Here is a 16,085-nt window from a genome sequence, read left to right as displayed (position 1 = left end):
CGCCGCGCTTTAGAGAATCTTCGCCCGCGCGGCCCTAGGAAGGACATTCCTCCTTTAAGGGAACAGCGGATGCTCTCCTGGCTGCGGCCGCCCGAAAGCGGCGACCAACCCGACGCCTCGCCCGAGGGCGGCACCCTCGGCGCCCTGGCCCGGCAGGCCCTCGAGCAATGCATCATCGCCGTCGTCTCGATCGACGCGCAGAACAACGTCACCTTCTTCAACGCCGCCGCCGAGCGGTTGTGGGGCTACGCCGCCACCGAGGTGCTGGGCCGCAACGTGCGGATGCTGGTGCCGAAGGCGATCCAGCCGCAGCACGACAGCTTCGTGGGCCACCACCGCGACACCGGGGAGGACCGCATCGTCGGCACCTCGCGCGAGGTCGAGATCCACCGCAAGGATGGCAGCGTCATCTGGGGCAGCCTTTCCCTCTCGCGGCTGCGCACGCCGCAGGGCACCGGCTACACCGCCTTCGTGCGGGACGTCTCGGCCGAGCGGGCGGTGCGCGAGGGCATGCGGCAGACGCTGGAGCAGGCGCTGGACGCGGTGGTGACGATCGACGAGCACAACACCGTCACCTTCTTCAACCCGGCGGCCGAGCGGCTCTGGGGCTACGCCGCCGCCGAGGTGGTGGGCCAGAACGTGCGGATGCTGGTGCCGAAGGCGATCCAGCCGCAGCACGACAGCTTCGTGAACCGCAACCGCGCCACGGGGGAGGACCGCATCGTCGGCACCGCGCGGGAGGTCGAGATCCATCGCAAGGATGGCAGCGTCATCTGGGGCAGCCTCTCCCTCTCGCGCATCCGGCTCGATGACGGGCGGCAGACCTACACCGCCTTCGTGCGCGACGTGCATGAGGAGGTGCAGCGGCGCGAGCAGATCCGCCTGCTCTCCATGGTGGCGGACGAGACGGACAATTCGGTGGTCATCTGCGGCCCGGACCGGCGCATCCGCTACGTCAACAACGGCTTCACGCGGATGACGGGCTACAGCGCCGCGGAGGTGCTGGGCCGCATCCCCGGCTCCTTCCTGCAGGGGCCGCAGACCGACCCCGCCACGGTGCAGCGCATCCGCGCCGCGCTGCAGGCCGGCCGGCCGGTCCAGGACGAGATCCTCAACTACCACAAGGATGGCAGCAGCTACTGGATCAGCCTGGCGATCAACCCTGTCTGCGGGGCGGATGGCGCGCTCAGCGCCTTCATCTCCATCCAGGCCAACGTGACCGAGACGAAGCAGCGCGCGCTCAGCTTCGACCAGAAGCTCAGCGCCATCTGCGCCACCACCGCCGTGGCCGAGTGGTCGCGGCAGGGCGAGATGCTCTCCGCCAGCGACCAGCTCCCCGGCCGCCTGTGCCTCGACCAGGTGCTGGACGGCGCGGCGCAGGCGGCAGTGATGCGCGGCGAGACGCTGCGGCGCGAGATGCCCTGGCCCGGCAGCGAGCCCGCGCTGTGGCTCGACGCGGTGTTCAGCCAGCTGCGGGATTTCAGCGGCGCGGTCAGCGGCATCCTGATGTGCGGGGTGGACGTCACCGCGCGGCGCGTCACCGTGCAGAACACCGAGGCGGCCATGCAGGAGGCGGCCGCCTCCTCCCGCCGTATCGGCCAGATCAGCGGCACCATCAACGGCATCGCCGCGCAGACCAACCTGCTGGCGCTGAACGCCACCATCGAGGCCGCCCGCGCCGGCGAGGCCGGGCGCGGCTTCGCCGTGGTGGCGCAGGAGGTGCGGCAGCTGGCCAACAGCTCGGGCCAGGCGGCGCGCGAGATCCGCCAGCTGGTGGACGAGACCACCGGCCGCATCGAGGTGCTCGGCCAGTCGATCCGCGCCCTCAACAGCAGCAGGCCGGAAAGCTAGCGGGGGCCGGCTTCCCCGGCCCCGCCTCAGGCGCCGCCGGGGCGGCCCAGCATCAGGCTGCCGGTCAGCGGGCCGAAGCCCATGGCGCGGCGGGCGAAGAAATCCTTCAGCCGAGGCATCCGCTCCACCGCCCCCATGCCGAGGCGGCGGGCCAGCCGCAGCGGCGGCAGGCTGTTGCCGAACAGCCGCTCCAGCGCGTGGGTGGCGCCCAGCATCAGCATCGCGTCCGGCCGGCGCCGCGCCTGGTAGGCGGCGAGCAGCGCCGGGCCGCCCGGGTCCTCGCCGCGCGCCAGCGCCTGCGCCACCAGCTCGGCCAGCGCCGCCACGTCGCGGAAGCCGAGGTTCAGCCCCTGCCCGGCGATGGGGTGGATGCCATGCGCCGCATCCCCCACCAGGGCCAGGCGCGTGTCGGTGTAGCGCAGCGCGTGCATGGCGGTGAGCGGGTAGGACCAGCGGCGGCCGATCGGCGTCACCTTCCCCAGGTGGTCGCCCATGCGGCGCTGGATCTCGCGGCCGTATTCGGTATCGGGCAGGGCCAGCACCCGCTCGGCGATGGCCCGCTTCTCCGACCAGACGATGGCCGAGGCATTGGGGTGCTCGGCCGTCGGCGCCAGGGGAAGCTGGGCGAAGGGGCCGTTGGGCAGGAACTGCTCCAGCGCCTCCTGCCCGTGCGGCCGCTCATGCGCCACGGCGCCGACGATGCCGGTCTGCCGGTAGTCCAGCGTGGCGGCGCCGATGCCGGCCTGCCGCCGCAGCGGACTGCGCCGCCCCTCCGCCGCCACCACCAGCCGCGCCACGATGGTCTCGCCGGTGGAGAGGCGGATCTCGGCGCCCTCCGGGGTGCGCGTCACCTCGGCGCGGGCGGGGGCATGCACGCTGAGATGCGCCAGCGCGCCCATGCGCGCGTTCAGCGCCATGCGCAGCGCCCGCGCCTCCACCATCCAGCCGAAGGGGCCGGCGCCGGTCTCGGCGGCGTCGAAATGCAGCGCCAGGCGGCTCGGCGCCTCGCCCGGCAGGCCGTCGGCGCAGCGGATGCGGGTGATGGGGCCGGGCGCCCAGGGCAGCAGCGGCCACACCCCCGCCGCCTCCAGCAGGTTGCGGCTGGTGAGCGCGATGGCATAGGCGCGGCCGTCGAACTCCGGCAGCTCCATGGGTGGCAGCGGCGCGCTGTCCACCACGGCGGCGGGCACGCCGCCGGCGGCCAGCGCGGCGGCCAGCGTGGCGCCGACCGGCCCCGCGCCAATGATGCAGACCGCGACCTCGATGCGTTTCGTCATGCCGCCCATTCTGCCCCTTCGCGCCCCGCTCTGAAAGCCGCCGGCGCTGAAACGCCGCGCTTCCGTTGGATGCAGCTGCCCAATTCCTGGGCAGATGGGGTCGCGTCGCGGGGCCGCAAGCCTTGCGGGGGCGTGTGGCACGGCGCTCGCATTGGGGAGAGCAGCCACGCGGAAGTAACGAGGGGACCGCAGCGCATGAAGCTGGTGATGGCCGTCATCAAGCCTTTCAAGCTGGACGAGGTGCGCGAAGCGCTCACCCCGCTCGGCGTGCAGGGGCTGACCGTGACCGAGGTGAAGGGGTTTGGCCGGCAGAAGGGCCAGACCGAGATTTACCGCGGCGCGGAATACCACGTGTCCTTCCTGCCCAAACTGAAGATCGAGGTCGCGGTGCCGGCCGACATGGTCGACGCGGTCGTGGAGGCGATCGCCACCACCGCGCGCACCGGCAAGATCGGCGACGGCAAGATCTTCGTGCTGGACGTGGAGCGCGCGCTGCGCATCCGCACCGGCGAGACCGACGATTCGGCGCTGTGACGCCTCTCCCCGCCAACCAGACGACAATGGAACCGAGGACGATGCGAACGGCATCCGCCCCTTCTACCCCCGCCACCCCCGGGCCCGGCCGGCTGAGCGGCCTGGCACGCGGCGCCGCCGCCACCGCCGCCGCCCTGGCGCCCGCCCTGCTGCTGTCCCTGCCGGCCCTGGCGCAGGAGGAGGCGCCCGCGGTCAACACCGGCGACACCGCCTGGATGCTCACCAGCACCGCGCTGGTGCTGATGATGACCATCCCCGGCTTGGCGCTGTTCTATTCCGGCATGGTGCGGAAGAAGAACGTGCTGGCCACCATGATGCAGTCCTTCTTCCTGGCGGCGCTGTGCAGCGTCATCTGGATGGTGGCGGGCTACAGCCTGGCCTTCGGCGAGGGCGGCGCCTATATCGGCGACCTCTCCAAGCTGTTCCTCACCGGCGTGGCGCCCACATGGGACGCGCCCTTCACGCTCGGCAGCGGCGACGCGGCGGTGGCCTTCACCATCCCCGAGACCGTCTTCATCATGTTCCAGATGACCTTCGCCATCATCACCCCGGCGCTGGCCACGGGCGCGGTGGCGGACCGGATGAAGTTCTCGGCGCTCGTGCTGTTCACCGTGCTGTGGTCGCTGCTGATCTACAGCCCGATCGCCCACTGGGTGTGGCACCCGAATGGCTGGATCTTCGCCCTCGGCGCGCTGGACTTCGCCGGCGGCACGGTGGTGCACATCAACGCGGGCGTGGCCGGCCTGGTGGCCGCCATCGTCCTCGGCAAGCGCACCGGCCTCGGCTCCGAGAACATGTCGCCCTTCAACCTGGGCCTGGCCGTCATCGGCGCGGCGCTGCTGTGGGTGGGCTGGTTCGGCTTCAACGCCGGCTCGGCGGGCGCCGCCGGCGGCCGCGCGGGCATGGCCATGCTGGTGACGCAGGTGGCGGGCGCCGCCGGCGTGCTGGCCTGGGTGGCCGCCGAGTGGATGACCAAGGGCAAGCCCTCGGTGCTGGGCGCCATCTCCGGCGCCGTGGCGGGCCTCGTCGCCATCACCCCCGCCGCCGGCTTCGTGCTGCCGGTGCCGGCGCTGATCATCGGCCTGGTGGCGGGCCTCGCCGGCTTCTGGGGCGCCACCACGCTGAAGCACTGGTGCGGCTATGACGACAGCCTGGACGCCTTCGGCGTGCACGGCATCTGCGGCATCGTCGGCGCGCTGCTGGTGGGCGTCTTCGCCTATGGCCCGCTCTCGGCCACGCCGGGCGCGCCGGAGGGCATCTCCGGCTCCTTCGACCAGTTCCTGATCCAGGTCTACGCCACGGTCGCCACCTTCATCTTCACCGCGATCGGCACCTGGATCATCCTGAAGGTCGTGGACGTGGTGGTGGGCCTGCGCGTCACCGAGGAGGAGGAGCGCGAGGGCCTCGACGTCTCGCTGCACGGCGAACGGCTCGGCTGAGCCATCTCGCCGCGCGCGGCCCGCGGAACCGGCGCCGGGGGAGCGATCCCCCGGCGTATTTTTTTTGCTTGTCTCATCCCGCAGGCGGTGGCGCGGCGGCGGAACGGCCCCCCATCGCCCACCACCCGGAGGCCGGCGTTCAGCCGCGCAGGCGGCGGTGGTTCTCCGTCACGGCGGTGTGGACGGGCCGCAGCGCCTGCTCCGCCATGGAGAGGCACAGCCCCGTCCACGCGGCGCCGAAGCCCTGGGCGCGGCTCATGGCGCCCACCGCCCATTCCGCCTGCAGGCCGGCCACCGCCAACGGGTTGGGCGTGCCGGTCGCGCGCAGCGTGGCGCGGTGCGCGGCCTCCATCTCGGCCATGCTGTACTCCAGGGCGCGCTGGCCCAGCGCCATGCCGCCCTGCGCCAGCGCAGCGCCGCCCGCCGAGAAGGCCAGCATCTTCTCCGGCACCATGCGCCCCACCTCGAGCAGGGTGGCCACCGGGCCGCGCCGGTGCGCCGCATCCGCCGAGAGGCGATGGTCGATCACCTGCCGCGCCGCCTCCAGTGTGGTCATCACGGCATTGGCGTGGCGGGCGGCGCGCTGGCCGTGGGCGAAAGGATTGTTCATCGGAATGGCACTCCAGAAGGGAAAGGCCCTTGGTGCGCCATCCTAGCAGCTTCTTGTGCAGCGCAGCATCACTCTGGCTTGTAAGGCCGCGCCTCACGGAGCTGCGGGTTGTCGAAGACCGGCGTGCGGTACTCGGCCAGCACGCGGCGCAGGGCGGCGGCCAGCTCCTGCTGCTCCTCCTCCGAGAGGAAGCGCCCGATCGGCACCCGGCGGCCGCGCTGCACCAGCGCCAGCCCCTGCCGCTCGCTCCATTCCACCCGCGCCCAGTAGGGGTCGAGCACGGCGCGCTCCCAGCGGCCGGTGCCGTCGCGCCGCTGCACCAGGAGGTGTTGCCGGGTGAGCGAGACCACCTCCCGCGCCCGCCCCGACCAGCGGTGGTGCAGCGCCACCAGCGCCAGCGCGCCGGCCACCTCCAGCCCCAGGAAGGGCAGCACCGGCCAGGCGCCCATCAGCACGAAGGCGATGCCGCCGCCGAGCGACCAGAGCAGGCCAAGCCCCAGCATCACCACGAAGCCGCGCGGCCGGAAGCTGCGGGGCGGCGTGCTGATCGCCTCGAACAGGACCGGCTCGGCGGGGATCGGCTCGGGGGTTGCGGGCATCGCGCCCAAACATAGGCTGGGAGTGCGGTTCGCGAAGATGGAATATGCACCCCTTCTGATGGAACACCGCATGAAGCCGCCCGCCCGCCCCCGCCGCGCCACCGCGCCGCCCGAGGCCCCTGCTCCCGAGGCCGCCGCTTCCGGGACGCTTGTTTCCGAGGCGCCCGCAACGGAGACGTCCCTGCCCGGCGCACCACAGTCCGGGGCCGTGCCCGCCGCCACCCGCCGCCGCGCCGCCGCGAAGCGCCCGCTGCACGGCACGGCCGAGGCGCCGCGCCGCGCCCGCCGCATGTCCGCGGCGCAGGCCGCCGCCTTCGTCCGCGCCCTGGCCGAGGCCAACCCGGCGCCACGCACCGAGCTGCACTTCACTTCGCCCTACACGCTGCTGGTGGCGGTGGCGCTCTCCGCCCAGGCCACCGACGTCTCGGTGAACAAGGCGACCGCCACGCTGTTCCAGGTGGCCGACACCCCCGCCGCCATGCTGGCGCTGGGCGAGGAAGGGGTGGGCGCGCATATCCGCCGCATCGGGCTGTGGAAGGCCAAGGCGCGCAACGTCATCAGGCTGTCCCAGCAATTGCTGGAGCGGCATGGCGGGGAGGTGCCGGCCGAGCGGGCGGCGCTGGAGGCGCTGGCCGGAGTCGGCCGCAAGACCGCCAATGTGGTGCTCAACGTGGCCTTCGGCGAGGAGGCGATGGCGGTGGACACGCACATCTTCCGCCTCGGCAACCGCACCGGCCTGGCGCCGGGCCGGACGCCGCGCGCGGTGGAGGAGGAGCTCATGAAGCGCGTGCCGCCCGAGCTGCTGCGCGACGCGCACCACTGGCTGATCCTGCACGGCCGCTACATCTGCAAGGCGCGGCTGCCGGAATGCTGGCACTGCGTGGCGCGCGCGCACTGCAACTACGCCGACAAGGTGCCGTGGCCGCCCGCCGCCCCGGCACGCTCCGGCGCGGGATAAGGCGGCCGCGCCGCGCAGCCGGGCATCACATCTGCAACGCAAGCGCACCGGATGCGGGCTTTGCGCGGTTGCGGCATCCGGGCCGGAGACCTTATCTGGGGCACATGAACCGCCTCCTCTCCCTCCTGCTGTCTGGCGCCGCCGGCGCCGTCCCGCTGGCTGCCGCGGCCCTGTGGCTCGGCGCCGCCTCTCCCGCCCAAGCCCAGCAGGCCCAGCGCCCGCAGGCGCTCGGCACCTTCCAGGACTGGACGGCGGCGACGCACCAGGAAGGCAAGCAGAAGGTCTGCTACGCCTTCGCCCGCGCCGAGAACCGCCAGGCCGCCATCCTGACGGTGACGCACCGGCCGCAGGGGCGCGACCAGGTGGCGCTGCGCGCCGGCCACAGCTACCCCCGCAACGCCGAGGTGACGGTGACGGTGGGCAGCACCGAGCTGGATTTCTACACGGCGCAGGACAACGCCTTCGCGCGCGAGGGCGCCAAGGCCGTGGCCGCCTTCCGCGCCGGCGCCCAGGCCGTGGCCAAGGGCCCCGGCGCGCAGGGCCGCGGCACCACCAGCGACACCTTCTCCCTCTCCGGCTTCACCGCGGCCTACGAGGCCATCAGCAAGGAATGTCCGGCCGGCCGCCGGTAGAAAGCACCATGACCCAGACCGCCAGCCTTGCCACCCCCGAGCCGACCGCAGCCGACCTGACCGCAGCCGACCTGAGCGAGGCCGAGCGCGGCCGCATCCTGGCCAAGGCCGCGCTGTTCGCGCCGCCCGCCGCCACGCTGCCGGACGGCCGGCGCGACCTCGTCGGCCTCTCGCGCGAGGAGCTGGTGGCCGAGATGGTGGCCATGGGCGAGAAGCCCTTCCGCGCCAAGCAGCTCTGGCACTGGATCTACCACCAGGGCGTGACCGATTTCGGGAAGATGCCCTCCATCGCCAAGCCGATGCAGGGCAAGCTCGCCGAGCGCTTCGTCATCGGCCGCCCCGGCGTGGACACCGAGCAGACCAGCGAGGACGGCACCCGCAAGTTCCTCTTCGCCTTCCGCGACGGTCAGAAGGTCGAGACCGTCTACATCCCGGACCAGCAGGAGGACCGCGGCGCGGTCTGCATCTCGACGCAGGTGGGCTGCACCCTCTCCTGCCGCTTCTGCCACACCGGCACGCAGAAGCTGGTGCGCAACCTGGGCGCGGCCGAGATCGTCGGCCAGTTCATGGCGGCGCGCGACAGCTACGGCGAGTGGCCGAGCCCGGCCGACGGCACGCCGCGCCTGCTCTCCACCATCGTCATCATGGGCATGGGCGAGCCGCTCTATAACTACGAGAACGTCGCCAAGGCGATGCGCATCATCATGGATGGCGAGGGCATCGCCCTCTCCCGCCGGCGCATCACCCTCTCCACCTCCGGCGTGGTGCCGATGATGGACCGCTGCGGCGCGGAGCTCGGCGTCGGCCTCGCCGTCTCGCTGCACGCGGTGCGCAACGACATCCGCGACGAGATCGTGCCGCTGAACCGGAAATACCCGATCGAGGAGCTGATGGCGGCCTGCCGCCGCTACCCCGGCGCCTCCAACGCCCGGCGCATCACCTTCGAATACGTCATGCTGAAGGGCGTCAACGATTCGGAGGCCGATGCGCGGGAGCTGGTGCGGCTGCTCAAGGGCATCCCGGCCAAGGTGAACCTGATCCCGTTCAACCCCTGGCCCGGCAGCCCCTACGAGACCTCGTCGAACAACGCCATCCACCGCTTCGGGCGGATCGTCATGGAGGCAGGCTACTCGGCCCCCATCCGCACCCCGCGCGGGCGGGACATCCTGGCCGCCTGCGGCCAGCTCAAGACCGAGAGCGAGCGCGCCCGCCCGGCGCGCCGCAACGACGGGGCGGAACTCGCCGCCCCGCGCCCCCGCGCGGCCGACGCCGCGTGAGCACGGCCGAGGCCCCCGGCGGCAGCACGCCAGGGGTGAGCACGCCAGAAGTGAGCAAGCCAGGGGCGGCGAAGCCACCGCTGGCCATCCTGCCGCTGCTGGCGGCGGCGGCCTTCGCCACCGGCTGCGGCATGCGGCTGCTGGACCCGCTGCTGCCGCTCGTGGCGCGCGACCTGCACAGCACCGTGGCCGAGGTGGCGGTGCTGATCACCGCCTTCGCCCTGCCCTACGGCCTCTGCCAGGTGGTGCTCGGCCCGCTCGGCGACCGCTTCGGCAAGCTGCGCGTGCTGACCCTCGGCCTCATCGCCTATGGCCTGGCCATGGCGGCCTGCGCGCTGGCCGGGTCGCTCGGCCAGATGCTGGCGTTGCGCGCCGCCACCGGCGCGGCCGGCGGCGCCATCATCCCCCTCGCTTTGGCCTGGATCGGCGACAACGTGCCCTACCAGGAGCGGCAGGCCACCATCAGCCGCTTCCTCACCGGCATGGTCATGGCCCAGCTCCTCACCGGCCCCATCTCGGGCAGCATCGGCCAGGCCTTCGGCTGGCGGGCTGTGTTCCTCGTCACCGCCTCGGTGTCGCTGCTGACGGCGGCGGCCATCGCCGCCACGCTGGGGGGGCGGCTGTGGCGCGGCCAGCCGGCCGGCTCCGGCCGCCTCGGCTTCGCCAGCTATGCCGAGCTGCTCAGCCGCCGCGCCGCCCGCCTGCTGCTGCTGGCCGCCTTCCTCGACGGGCTGCTGCTGTTCGGCGGCGCCTTCCCCTTCATCGGCTCCTACCTGATCCAGGATTTCCACCTGGAACCCTGGCAGGCCGGGCTGGTGGTGGCGGGATTCGGCCTCGGCGCCCTGGCCTACACCCGCGCGGCGCGGCGGCTGCTCGGCTGGTTCGGCGAGACGCGGCTGATGCTGGGCGGAGGGCTGCTGCTGTCCGCGGCGCTGGCGGTGCTGGCGCTGGCACCCTCCTGGCCTCTGGTGGCGGCCATGCAGGCGCTGCTCGGGCTGTTCTTCTTCAGCTTCCACGGCGTGCTCCAGGCGCGCAGCACCGAGGCCCTGCCGGAAGCCCGGGCCACCGCCGTCTCCGCCTTCGCCATGGCGCTGTTCCTGGGGCAGGGCGTGGGCTCGGTCTGCTTCGGTGCGCTGCTGGCGCGCAGCGGCTACACCGGCGCCTTCCTGCTGGCCGCCATCGCCATGGTGGGGCTGACGCTGTGGTGCCGCGCGGCGCTGGGGGGCAGCGCCAGGAACTAGAAGGCCGGGGGAAGGAATTCCCCCGGACCCCCTTCTTTTTTCTTCGAGTTTACGAAGGCCGCCGGCTGCGCCAAACCCTTCCCCCAGGGATGGGACGGACAGACGCATGAACACCCGTGAGGGATCGGCCGCCTTCGTGGCGCCGCTGCTGGTGCTGGGCTTCGGGCACATGATCTCGAACCTGGTACGCACCCTGCCCGCCATCTCGGCCGACGTGCTGGCGCTCGACCTCGGCGTCTCGGCCGAGGGGCTGGCCAGCCTCACCGGCGCCTACCACTTCGCCTTCGCCGCCGGGCAGATCCCGCTCGGCGTGGCGCTGGACCGCTTCGGCGTGCGCCCCGTCTCGCTGGCGCTGCTGGCGCTGGTGGCGGCGGGCACGGTGCTGGCGGCGCTGGCGGGCGGCCCGGGCGGCTTCCTGCTGGCGCAGGTGGTGCTGGGCCTCGGCTGCTCCGGCATGCTGCTCTGCCCGATGACGCTGGCCGCCAAGCTGCTGACGCCCGCCAAGTTCGGCCTGTGGTCGGGGCTGATCCAGGGGGTGGGCAATGTCGGCATGCTGCTCTCGGCCAGCCCGCTGGCCTGGCTGGTGGAGCAGCAGGGCTGGCGCGCCGGCTTCTGGGTCTCGGGCGCGCTGGCCATCGGCGTGGCGGCGCTGGTGGCGCGCGCCGTGCCGGCGCCGGAGCCCAACCCCGGCCCCCACCCCGGCCTGCTGGCCGACGCAAAGCGGGTGCTGCGCCTCGGCGCGGGCGCGAAGCTGCGCGGCATGGTGCTGCTGGCCTTCGCCTCCTTCGCCGTGGTCATCGGCGTGCGCGGACTGTGGGGCGGGCCGTGGCTGATGGAGGTGAAGGGCCTCACCCGCATCGAGGCCGGCCATGTGCTGCTGCTGCTGACCCTGGCGCTGATCGCGGGGCCCGTCGCGGCCGGTGTGCTGGACCGGCGCCTGGGCCGCCGCCGCGCCCTGCTGGCGGCCGGGCACGCCGTGGCCGGGCTGGCGCTGCTGCTGGTGGCCGGCGGCGGGCCGGGGGGCTGGCTCTCCCGCCTCGCCGGCGTGCCGGTGCTGCCCGTCTCCGCCGATGCGGCGCTGCTTTTCGCCTTCGGCCTGGCCATCGCCATCCAGCCGCTGATCTTCGCCATGACGCGCGCCGCCGTGCCGCCGGAGGAGGCGGGCAAGGCGCTCTCGGCGGTCAACCTCTCCTTCTTCGCCGGCGCCGCCGTGCTGCAGGCGGCCACCGGGCCGGTGGCGGCGGCGGGCGGGGTGGGCATGGCCATCGGCTTCCTCGGCGCCATGGTGCTGCTCGGCACCGTGCTGTTCCTCGGCGCCACGCGCCGGCGGGGCTGAGGGCCGCCACGCGGCGCCCCGGAGCCTGACCGCCGCCGGTCTGCCCCGGGCTAGGGCGTGATCAGGATGGCCCCCTCCACGCGGCGCTCCTCCGCCGCGCGGTGTGCCGCGGCGATGTCGTCGAGCCGGAAGCGGCCGCCGATCGTCACCGTCACATGCCCGCGCGCAATGGCGTCGAACAGGTCGGCGGCATTGGCGCGGAAGGTGGCGGGGTCGGCATTGTGCGGGAAGACCGAGGGGCGCGTCAGGAACAGGCAGCCCTTCTTGTTCAGCAGCTCAGGGTCGATGGCGGGCGCCTTGCCGGAGGCGGCGCCGTAGCACACCACCAGCCCGAAGGGCGCGGCGCAGTCCAGCGACTTCAGCAGCGTGTCCTGGCCCACCGCGTCGTACACCACCCGTGCCTTGCGCCCGCCCGTCGCCGCCAGGAAGGCCGCCGGCCAGTCGGGGTCGTTGAGGTCGATCACCGCGGCGCAGCCGGCGGCCAGCGCCGCCCCGCGCTTGCCTGGCGAGCCGGTGGTGCCGATGACCGTGGCGCCCAGCGCCACCGCCCAGCGCGTCAGGATCTGCCCCACGCCGCCCGCCGCCGAATGCACCAGCAGCAGGTCGCCGGGCTGCACGGCATGGGTGCGGCGCAGCAGGTACTGCGCCGTCAGCCCCTTGAAGAGCAGCGTCGCCGCCGCCTCGTCCGGCACGGTGTCCGGCAGCGGCACCAGCCTCTCGGCGGCCACGTTGCGCCGGTCGGCATAGGCGCCGGGGCCGGCATTCATGTAGGCCACCCGGTCGCCGGGCTTCACGTCGGAGACGCCCTCGCCCACCGCCTCGACCACCCCCGCCGCCTCGAAGCCGAGGCCGGTCGGCAGGGGCAGCGGATAGACGCCGCGGCGCTGGTAGATGTCGATGAAGTTGAAGCCGATCGCCGTCTGGCGGAGCTGCGCCTCGCCCGGGGCGGGCGGCGGCAGCGCCTCCGCCGCCACGCGCAGGACCTCGGGCGGGCCGAACTCGGCGATGCGGGCAACGCGGCATGTGGACATGGGGGGCGGCTCCAGAAAGGATACCGCCATCACACACCGCTTGAGGTATGATGTAAATCGTACCTTTCACGAAAGGGGCGCCATGCCGGAGGAGCTTGCCCACCCGGCGCCGGAGGCGATGGAGCTGGGCGCGATCTTCGCCGCGCTGGCCGATCCGCTGCGCCGCCAGGTGGTGCTCACCTTGGCGGCCGAGCCGGGGGCCGTCATCCCCTGCGGCGGCTTCGCGCTGCCGGTGGCCAAGGCCACGCGCACCCACCATTTCCGCGTGCTGCGCGAGGCGGGGCTGATCCGCCAGGTCGATCTCGGCAATGGCCGCACCAACCGGCTTCGGCTGGAGGAGCTACGGCAGCGCTTCCCCGCCCTGGTCGAGCTGCTGCTGGCCGAGGCGCGCCGCCCGCCGGGCTGAGCGCGGCCCCCGCTCCCTTGCCCGCTCCCCCTCCCTCGGCCTTGCGGTTCCCGGGGCGCCGGGCATCATGCCGCGCATCCCGCGCCCGGCCCGGAGGACCGACCCATGCCGCACCACGACACCATCGTCATCGGCCTCGGCGGCATGGGCTCGGCGGCGCTGTGGCAGCTTGCCCGGCGCGGCCAGCGCGTGCTCGGGCTGGAGCGCTTCGACCTCGGCCACGCCATGGGCTCCTCGCACGGGCTCAACCGCATCATCCGCCTCGCCTATTTCGAGCACCCGGACTACGTGCCGCTGCTCCGCCGCGCCTACGAATTGTGGCGGGAGACGGAGGCGCTGGCGGGGGAGCAGCTCCTCTTCGTCACCGGCAGCCTGGATGCGGGGCCGGAGGATGGGCGCATCGTGCAGGGCTCGCTCGCCGCCTGCCGCGCGCACGGGCTGCCGCACGCGGCGCTCACCGCCGCCGAGGTGAACCGCCGCTTCCCCGGCTACCGGCTGCCGGAGGGCCATGCCGCCATCCACCAGCCCGATGGCGGCTTCATCGCCTCGGAGCGCGCCATCCTGGCGCATGCCACGCTGGCCGTGGCGGCGGGGGCCGAAATCCATGCGCGGGAGAAGGTGCTGGCCATTGAGCCGGCGCCGGGGCGTGTCACCGTCGTCACGGAACATGGGCGCCACGAGGCGGGGCGTGTCATCGTCTCGGCCGGCGCCTGGATGGAGGACCTCATCCCCGGCCTGCGCGGCCAAGCGGTGCCGGAGCGGCAGGTGCTGGGCTGGTTCCAGCCGCGCCAGCCGGCGCTGTTCACCCCCGCCGCCTTCCCCGTCTCCAACATGGAAACGGCGCTCGGGCACTTCTACCAGTTCCCGGCCTGGGGCATCCCGGGCTTCAAGATCGGCCTCTACCACCACCTGCGCGAGCAGGGGCACGCCGATGCCCTTTCGCGCGAGCCCACGGCGCGGGACGAGGCGGTGCTGCGCGAGGCCATCCGCGCCTTCTTCCCCGCGGCGGACGGCCCCACCCTGCGCCTCGCCGCCTGCCTCTTCACCAACACGCCGGACGAGCATTTCGTGCTCGACACCCTGCCGGGGCACCCGGAGGTGGTGGTGGCCTCGCCCTGCTCCGGGCATGGCTACAAATTCGCCAGCGTCATCGGCGAGGCGCTGGCCGAGCTGGCCACCACGGGGACGAGCCGGCACGACCTCTCGCTCTTCTCCTACGGCCGCCTCGCGGCCTGAGGCGGCGCGACGTCATCCGCCTGTCATGCCGGCGTCATCCGCCTGTCGCGGATGGCGTGGCAGGCCGGCGCCATGCACCAGGATCCTGACAGCGCCCGCAAGGCGCTGGGCGAAGCCCCCTTCATCGACCCCACCGCCCGCGTGCGGGACTGCACCTTCGGCCGCTGGAACGAGGTTGGCGCCCGCACCCGCATGGCCGAGAGCAGCATGGGCGACTACGCCTATGTCGTGAACGATTCGGACATCATCTACACGACGATCGGGAAGTTCTGCTCGATCGCCGCGCAGGTGCGCATCAACCCCGGCAACCACCCGCTGGACCGGGTGGCGCTGAACCACTTCACCTACCGCAGCAGCGCCTATGGCCTGGGCGAGGACGAGGCCGGCTTCTTCGACTGGCGGCGCGCGAAGCCCGTCACGCTGGGGCCGGATGTGTGGGTGGGGCATGGCGCCATCATCCTGCCCGGCGTCACGGTGGGCATGGGCGCCGCCATCGGCGCCGGCACGGTGGTGACGAAGGACGTGCCGGACTTCGCCGTGGTGGTGGGCAACCCCGGCCGCGTGCTGCGCCACCGCTTCCCCGCCGAGATCCGCGCGGCCCTCGCCCGCATCGCCTGGTGGGACTGGCCGGAGGAGCGGCTGCGCGCGGCGCTGCCCGAGATCCGCGCCCTCCCCGCCGAGGAATTCTGCCGGCGCCACGACACGGTGTAGTCTGCCGCCCGACTCACGGCAGAGAAGGGGGAACCCGCCCGATGATCCGCAGCATCCTGGTGGCACTGGACGACACGCCCGGCGCCACCGCCGCCGGCGAGCTGGCGATCTCCCTGGCCCGGCGCGGCGGCGCCCGCCTCACCGCCGCGCTGGTGCTGGACCGGCCGCACACCAGCGGCGCGCAGGAGGCGGTGCCGATGGGCGCCGCCGCCTTCCTGGAGCGGCGCAACGCCAGCCTGGCGCGGCGCATCGAGGAGGAGGCCGAGGCGGCGCTGGCCCGCTTCGCCGCCGCCGCCGGCGACCTGCCCTTCGAGACGCTGCGGCTGGAGGACGCCCCCGCCCCCGCCCTGCTGAAGGCGGGCGCGCGGCACGACGTCATCGTCATCGGCCGCGACAGCACGCTCGGCATGGAGGAGACGCCGGACGGCCTCGCCCCCGTCATCGAGGCGCTGCTGCACCAGGGCGCCCGCCCCCTGCTGGTGGTGCCGCCGCCAGCCGAGATGACCGATTACGACCCGGCCGGCACCGTGCTGGTGGCCTATGACGCCTCCCTCCCCGCCATGCGCACGCTGCAGCTCTACGCCCTGCTGAAGCCGGAGGGCGAGGTGCGCGCCAAGGTCTTCGCCGCCGCCGAGGAGCGCGAGGCCGCCCGCCAGATGGCCGAGGACGGCGCCGCATACCTGCGCGCGCACGGAGTGGAGGCGGGCGCCGTCGGCGTCTCCGGCCAGCGCCCGGCCGACCTGCTGCTAGCCGAGGCCGCCGATGGCCGCCCCCGCCTGCTGGTGATGGGCGCCTACGAGACCACCGGGCTGCGCGCCCTGCTGCTCGGCTCGGCCACGCGCAAGCTGCTGCGCGAAGCGCCCTGCCCGATCTTCGTGCACCACTGAGGCGGCCGGCGCCTTGGTGGGCGCCCCGGCCAGCGACGTCTTTGTGACCGCGGGAGCGCG

The 16,085-nt window shown here is 73.4% G+C and carries 16 protein-coding genes; 12 read left to right on the top strand and 4 right to left on the bottom strand.

Annotation, left to right across the window (positions count from 1 at the left end; translation table 11 throughout):
• Positions 1-69 precede the first annotated feature (69 nt).
• Positions 70-1,851: a PAS domain S-box protein gene (locus tag CR165_RS25980; RefSeq protein WP_109516505.1), complete on the top strand. Its 1,782-nt coding sequence runs from the start codon at positions 70-72 to the stop codon at positions 1,849-1,851.
• Positions 1,852-1,877: 26 nt separating this feature from the next.
• On the opposite strand, the gene CR165_RS08260 is transcribed toward CR165_RS25980, so the two are convergent.
• A complete protein-coding gene (locus CR165_RS08260) occupies positions 1,878-3,128 on the bottom strand; it encodes a UbiH/UbiF/VisC/COQ6 family ubiquinone biosynthesis hydroxylase (protein ID WP_109516718.1) in 1,251 nt (416 codons plus the stop codon).
• Between the two features lie 195 nt (positions 3,129-3,323).
• Between CR165_RS08260 and CR165_RS08255 the strand changes: the two genes are divergently transcribed.
• Together CR165_RS08255 and CR165_RS08250 are read left to right on the top strand one after the other, a co-directional pair.
• Positions 3,324-3,662 carry a P-II family nitrogen regulator gene (locus tag CR165_RS08255; RefSeq protein WP_109516504.1) on the top strand — a complete coding sequence of 113 codons (339 nt, stop codon included), beginning with the start codon at positions 3,324-3,326 and terminating at the stop codon, positions 3,660-3,662.
• 41 nt (positions 3,663-3,703) lie between these two features.
• Positions 3,704-5,101, top strand: a complete 1,398-nt coding sequence (locus tag CR165_RS08250) for an ammonium transporter (RefSeq protein WP_109516503.1) — start codon at positions 3,704-3,706, stop codon at positions 5,099-5,101.
• 139 nt (positions 5,102-5,240) lie between these two features.
• Here CR165_RS08250 and CR165_RS08245 read toward each other — a convergent pair whose 3' ends face one another.
• Both CR165_RS08245 and CR165_RS08240 read right to left on the bottom strand, forming a co-directional pair.
• On the bottom strand, positions 5,241-5,711 hold the full coding sequence (locus CR165_RS08245; RefSeq protein WP_109516502.1) for a hypothetical protein: 471 nt from the start codon (positions 5,709-5,711) through the stop codon (positions 5,241-5,243).
• Positions 5,712-5,779: 68 nt separating this feature from the next.
• Entirely contained in the window at positions 5,780-6,310 is a 531-nt protein-coding gene (locus CR165_RS08240) for a DUF2244 domain-containing protein (RefSeq protein WP_181378057.1), read from the bottom strand.
• A gap of 289 nt (positions 6,311-6,599) precedes the next feature.
• Between CR165_RS08240 and nth the strand changes: the two genes are divergently transcribed.
• From nth to CR165_RS08215, 5 genes are all read left to right on the top strand, one after another.
• Complete coding sequence (gene nth / locus CR165_RS08235) at positions 6,600-7,268, top strand: endonuclease III (protein ID WP_109516717.1); 669 nt, start codon at positions 6,600-6,602, stop codon at positions 7,266-7,268.
• A 104-nt stretch (positions 7,269-7,372) separates the two neighbouring features.
• Positions 7,373-7,900 (top strand): invasion associated locus B family protein, encoded by a 528-nt coding sequence (locus CR165_RS24965; RefSeq protein ID WP_181378056.1) that lies wholly within the window; start codon positions 7,373-7,375, stop codon positions 7,898-7,900.
• 8 nt (positions 7,901-7,908) lie between these two features.
• Positions 7,909-9,177 (top strand): 23S rRNA (adenine(2503)-C(2))-methyltransferase RlmN, encoded by a 1,269-nt coding sequence (gene rlmN, locus CR165_RS08225; protein WP_109516499.1) that lies wholly within the window; start codon positions 7,909-7,911, stop codon positions 9,175-9,177.
• Positions 9,174-10,418 (top strand): MFS transporter, encoded by a 1,245-nt coding sequence (locus CR165_RS08220; RefSeq protein ID WP_109516498.1) that lies wholly within the window; start codon positions 9,174-9,176, stop codon positions 10,416-10,418. Before rlmN ends, CR165_RS08220 begins: the two co-directional genes overlap by 4 nt.
• Positions 10,419-10,524: 106 nt before the next feature.
• Positions 10,525-11,754 (top strand): MFS transporter, encoded by a 1,230-nt coding sequence (locus tag CR165_RS08215; protein ID WP_109516497.1) that lies wholly within the window; start codon positions 10,525-10,527, stop codon positions 11,752-11,754.
• A gap of 50 nt (positions 11,755-11,804) precedes the next feature.
• Here CR165_RS08215 and CR165_RS08210 read toward each other — a convergent pair whose 3' ends face one another.
• Positions 11,805-12,785, bottom strand: a complete 981-nt coding sequence (locus CR165_RS08210; protein ID WP_109516496.1) for a quinone oxidoreductase family protein — start codon at positions 12,783-12,785, stop codon at positions 11,805-11,807.
• 82 nt (positions 12,786-12,867) lie between these two features.
• Here CR165_RS08210 and CR165_RS08205 point away from each other — a divergent pair, with 82 nt between their 5' ends.
• From CR165_RS08205 to CR165_RS08190, 4 genes are all read left to right on the top strand, one after another.
• Complete coding sequence (locus CR165_RS08205) at positions 12,868-13,191, top strand: ArsR/SmtB family transcription factor (RefSeq protein ID WP_109516495.1); 324 nt, start codon at positions 12,868-12,870, stop codon at positions 13,189-13,191.
• A gap of 105 nt (positions 13,192-13,296) precedes the next feature.
• Entirely contained in the window at positions 13,297-14,427 is a 1,131-nt protein-coding gene (gene solA / locus CR165_RS08200; protein ID WP_109516494.1) for an N-methyl-L-tryptophan oxidase, read from the top strand.
• A 72-nt stretch (positions 14,428-14,499) separates the two neighbouring features.
• Complete coding sequence (locus tag CR165_RS08195; RefSeq protein ID WP_109516716.1) at positions 14,500-15,138, top strand: LbetaH domain-containing protein; 639 nt, start codon at positions 14,500-14,502, stop codon at positions 15,136-15,138.
• A gap of 41 nt (positions 15,139-15,179) precedes the next feature.
• Positions 15,180-16,025 (top strand): universal stress protein, encoded by an 846-nt coding sequence (locus tag CR165_RS08190; protein ID WP_109516493.1) that lies wholly within the window; start codon positions 15,180-15,182, stop codon positions 16,023-16,025.
• Positions 16,026-16,085: the final 60 nt, after the last annotated feature.

The organism is Teichococcus aestuarii, from assembly GCF_003116135.1.
Lineage (GTDB): Bacteria > Pseudomonadota > Alphaproteobacteria > Acetobacterales > Acetobacteraceae > Pseudoroseomonas > Pseudoroseomonas aestuarii.
Note: the sequence above shows the minus strand (reverse complement) of the source record. Positions and strands in the feature narration are given on the sequence as shown.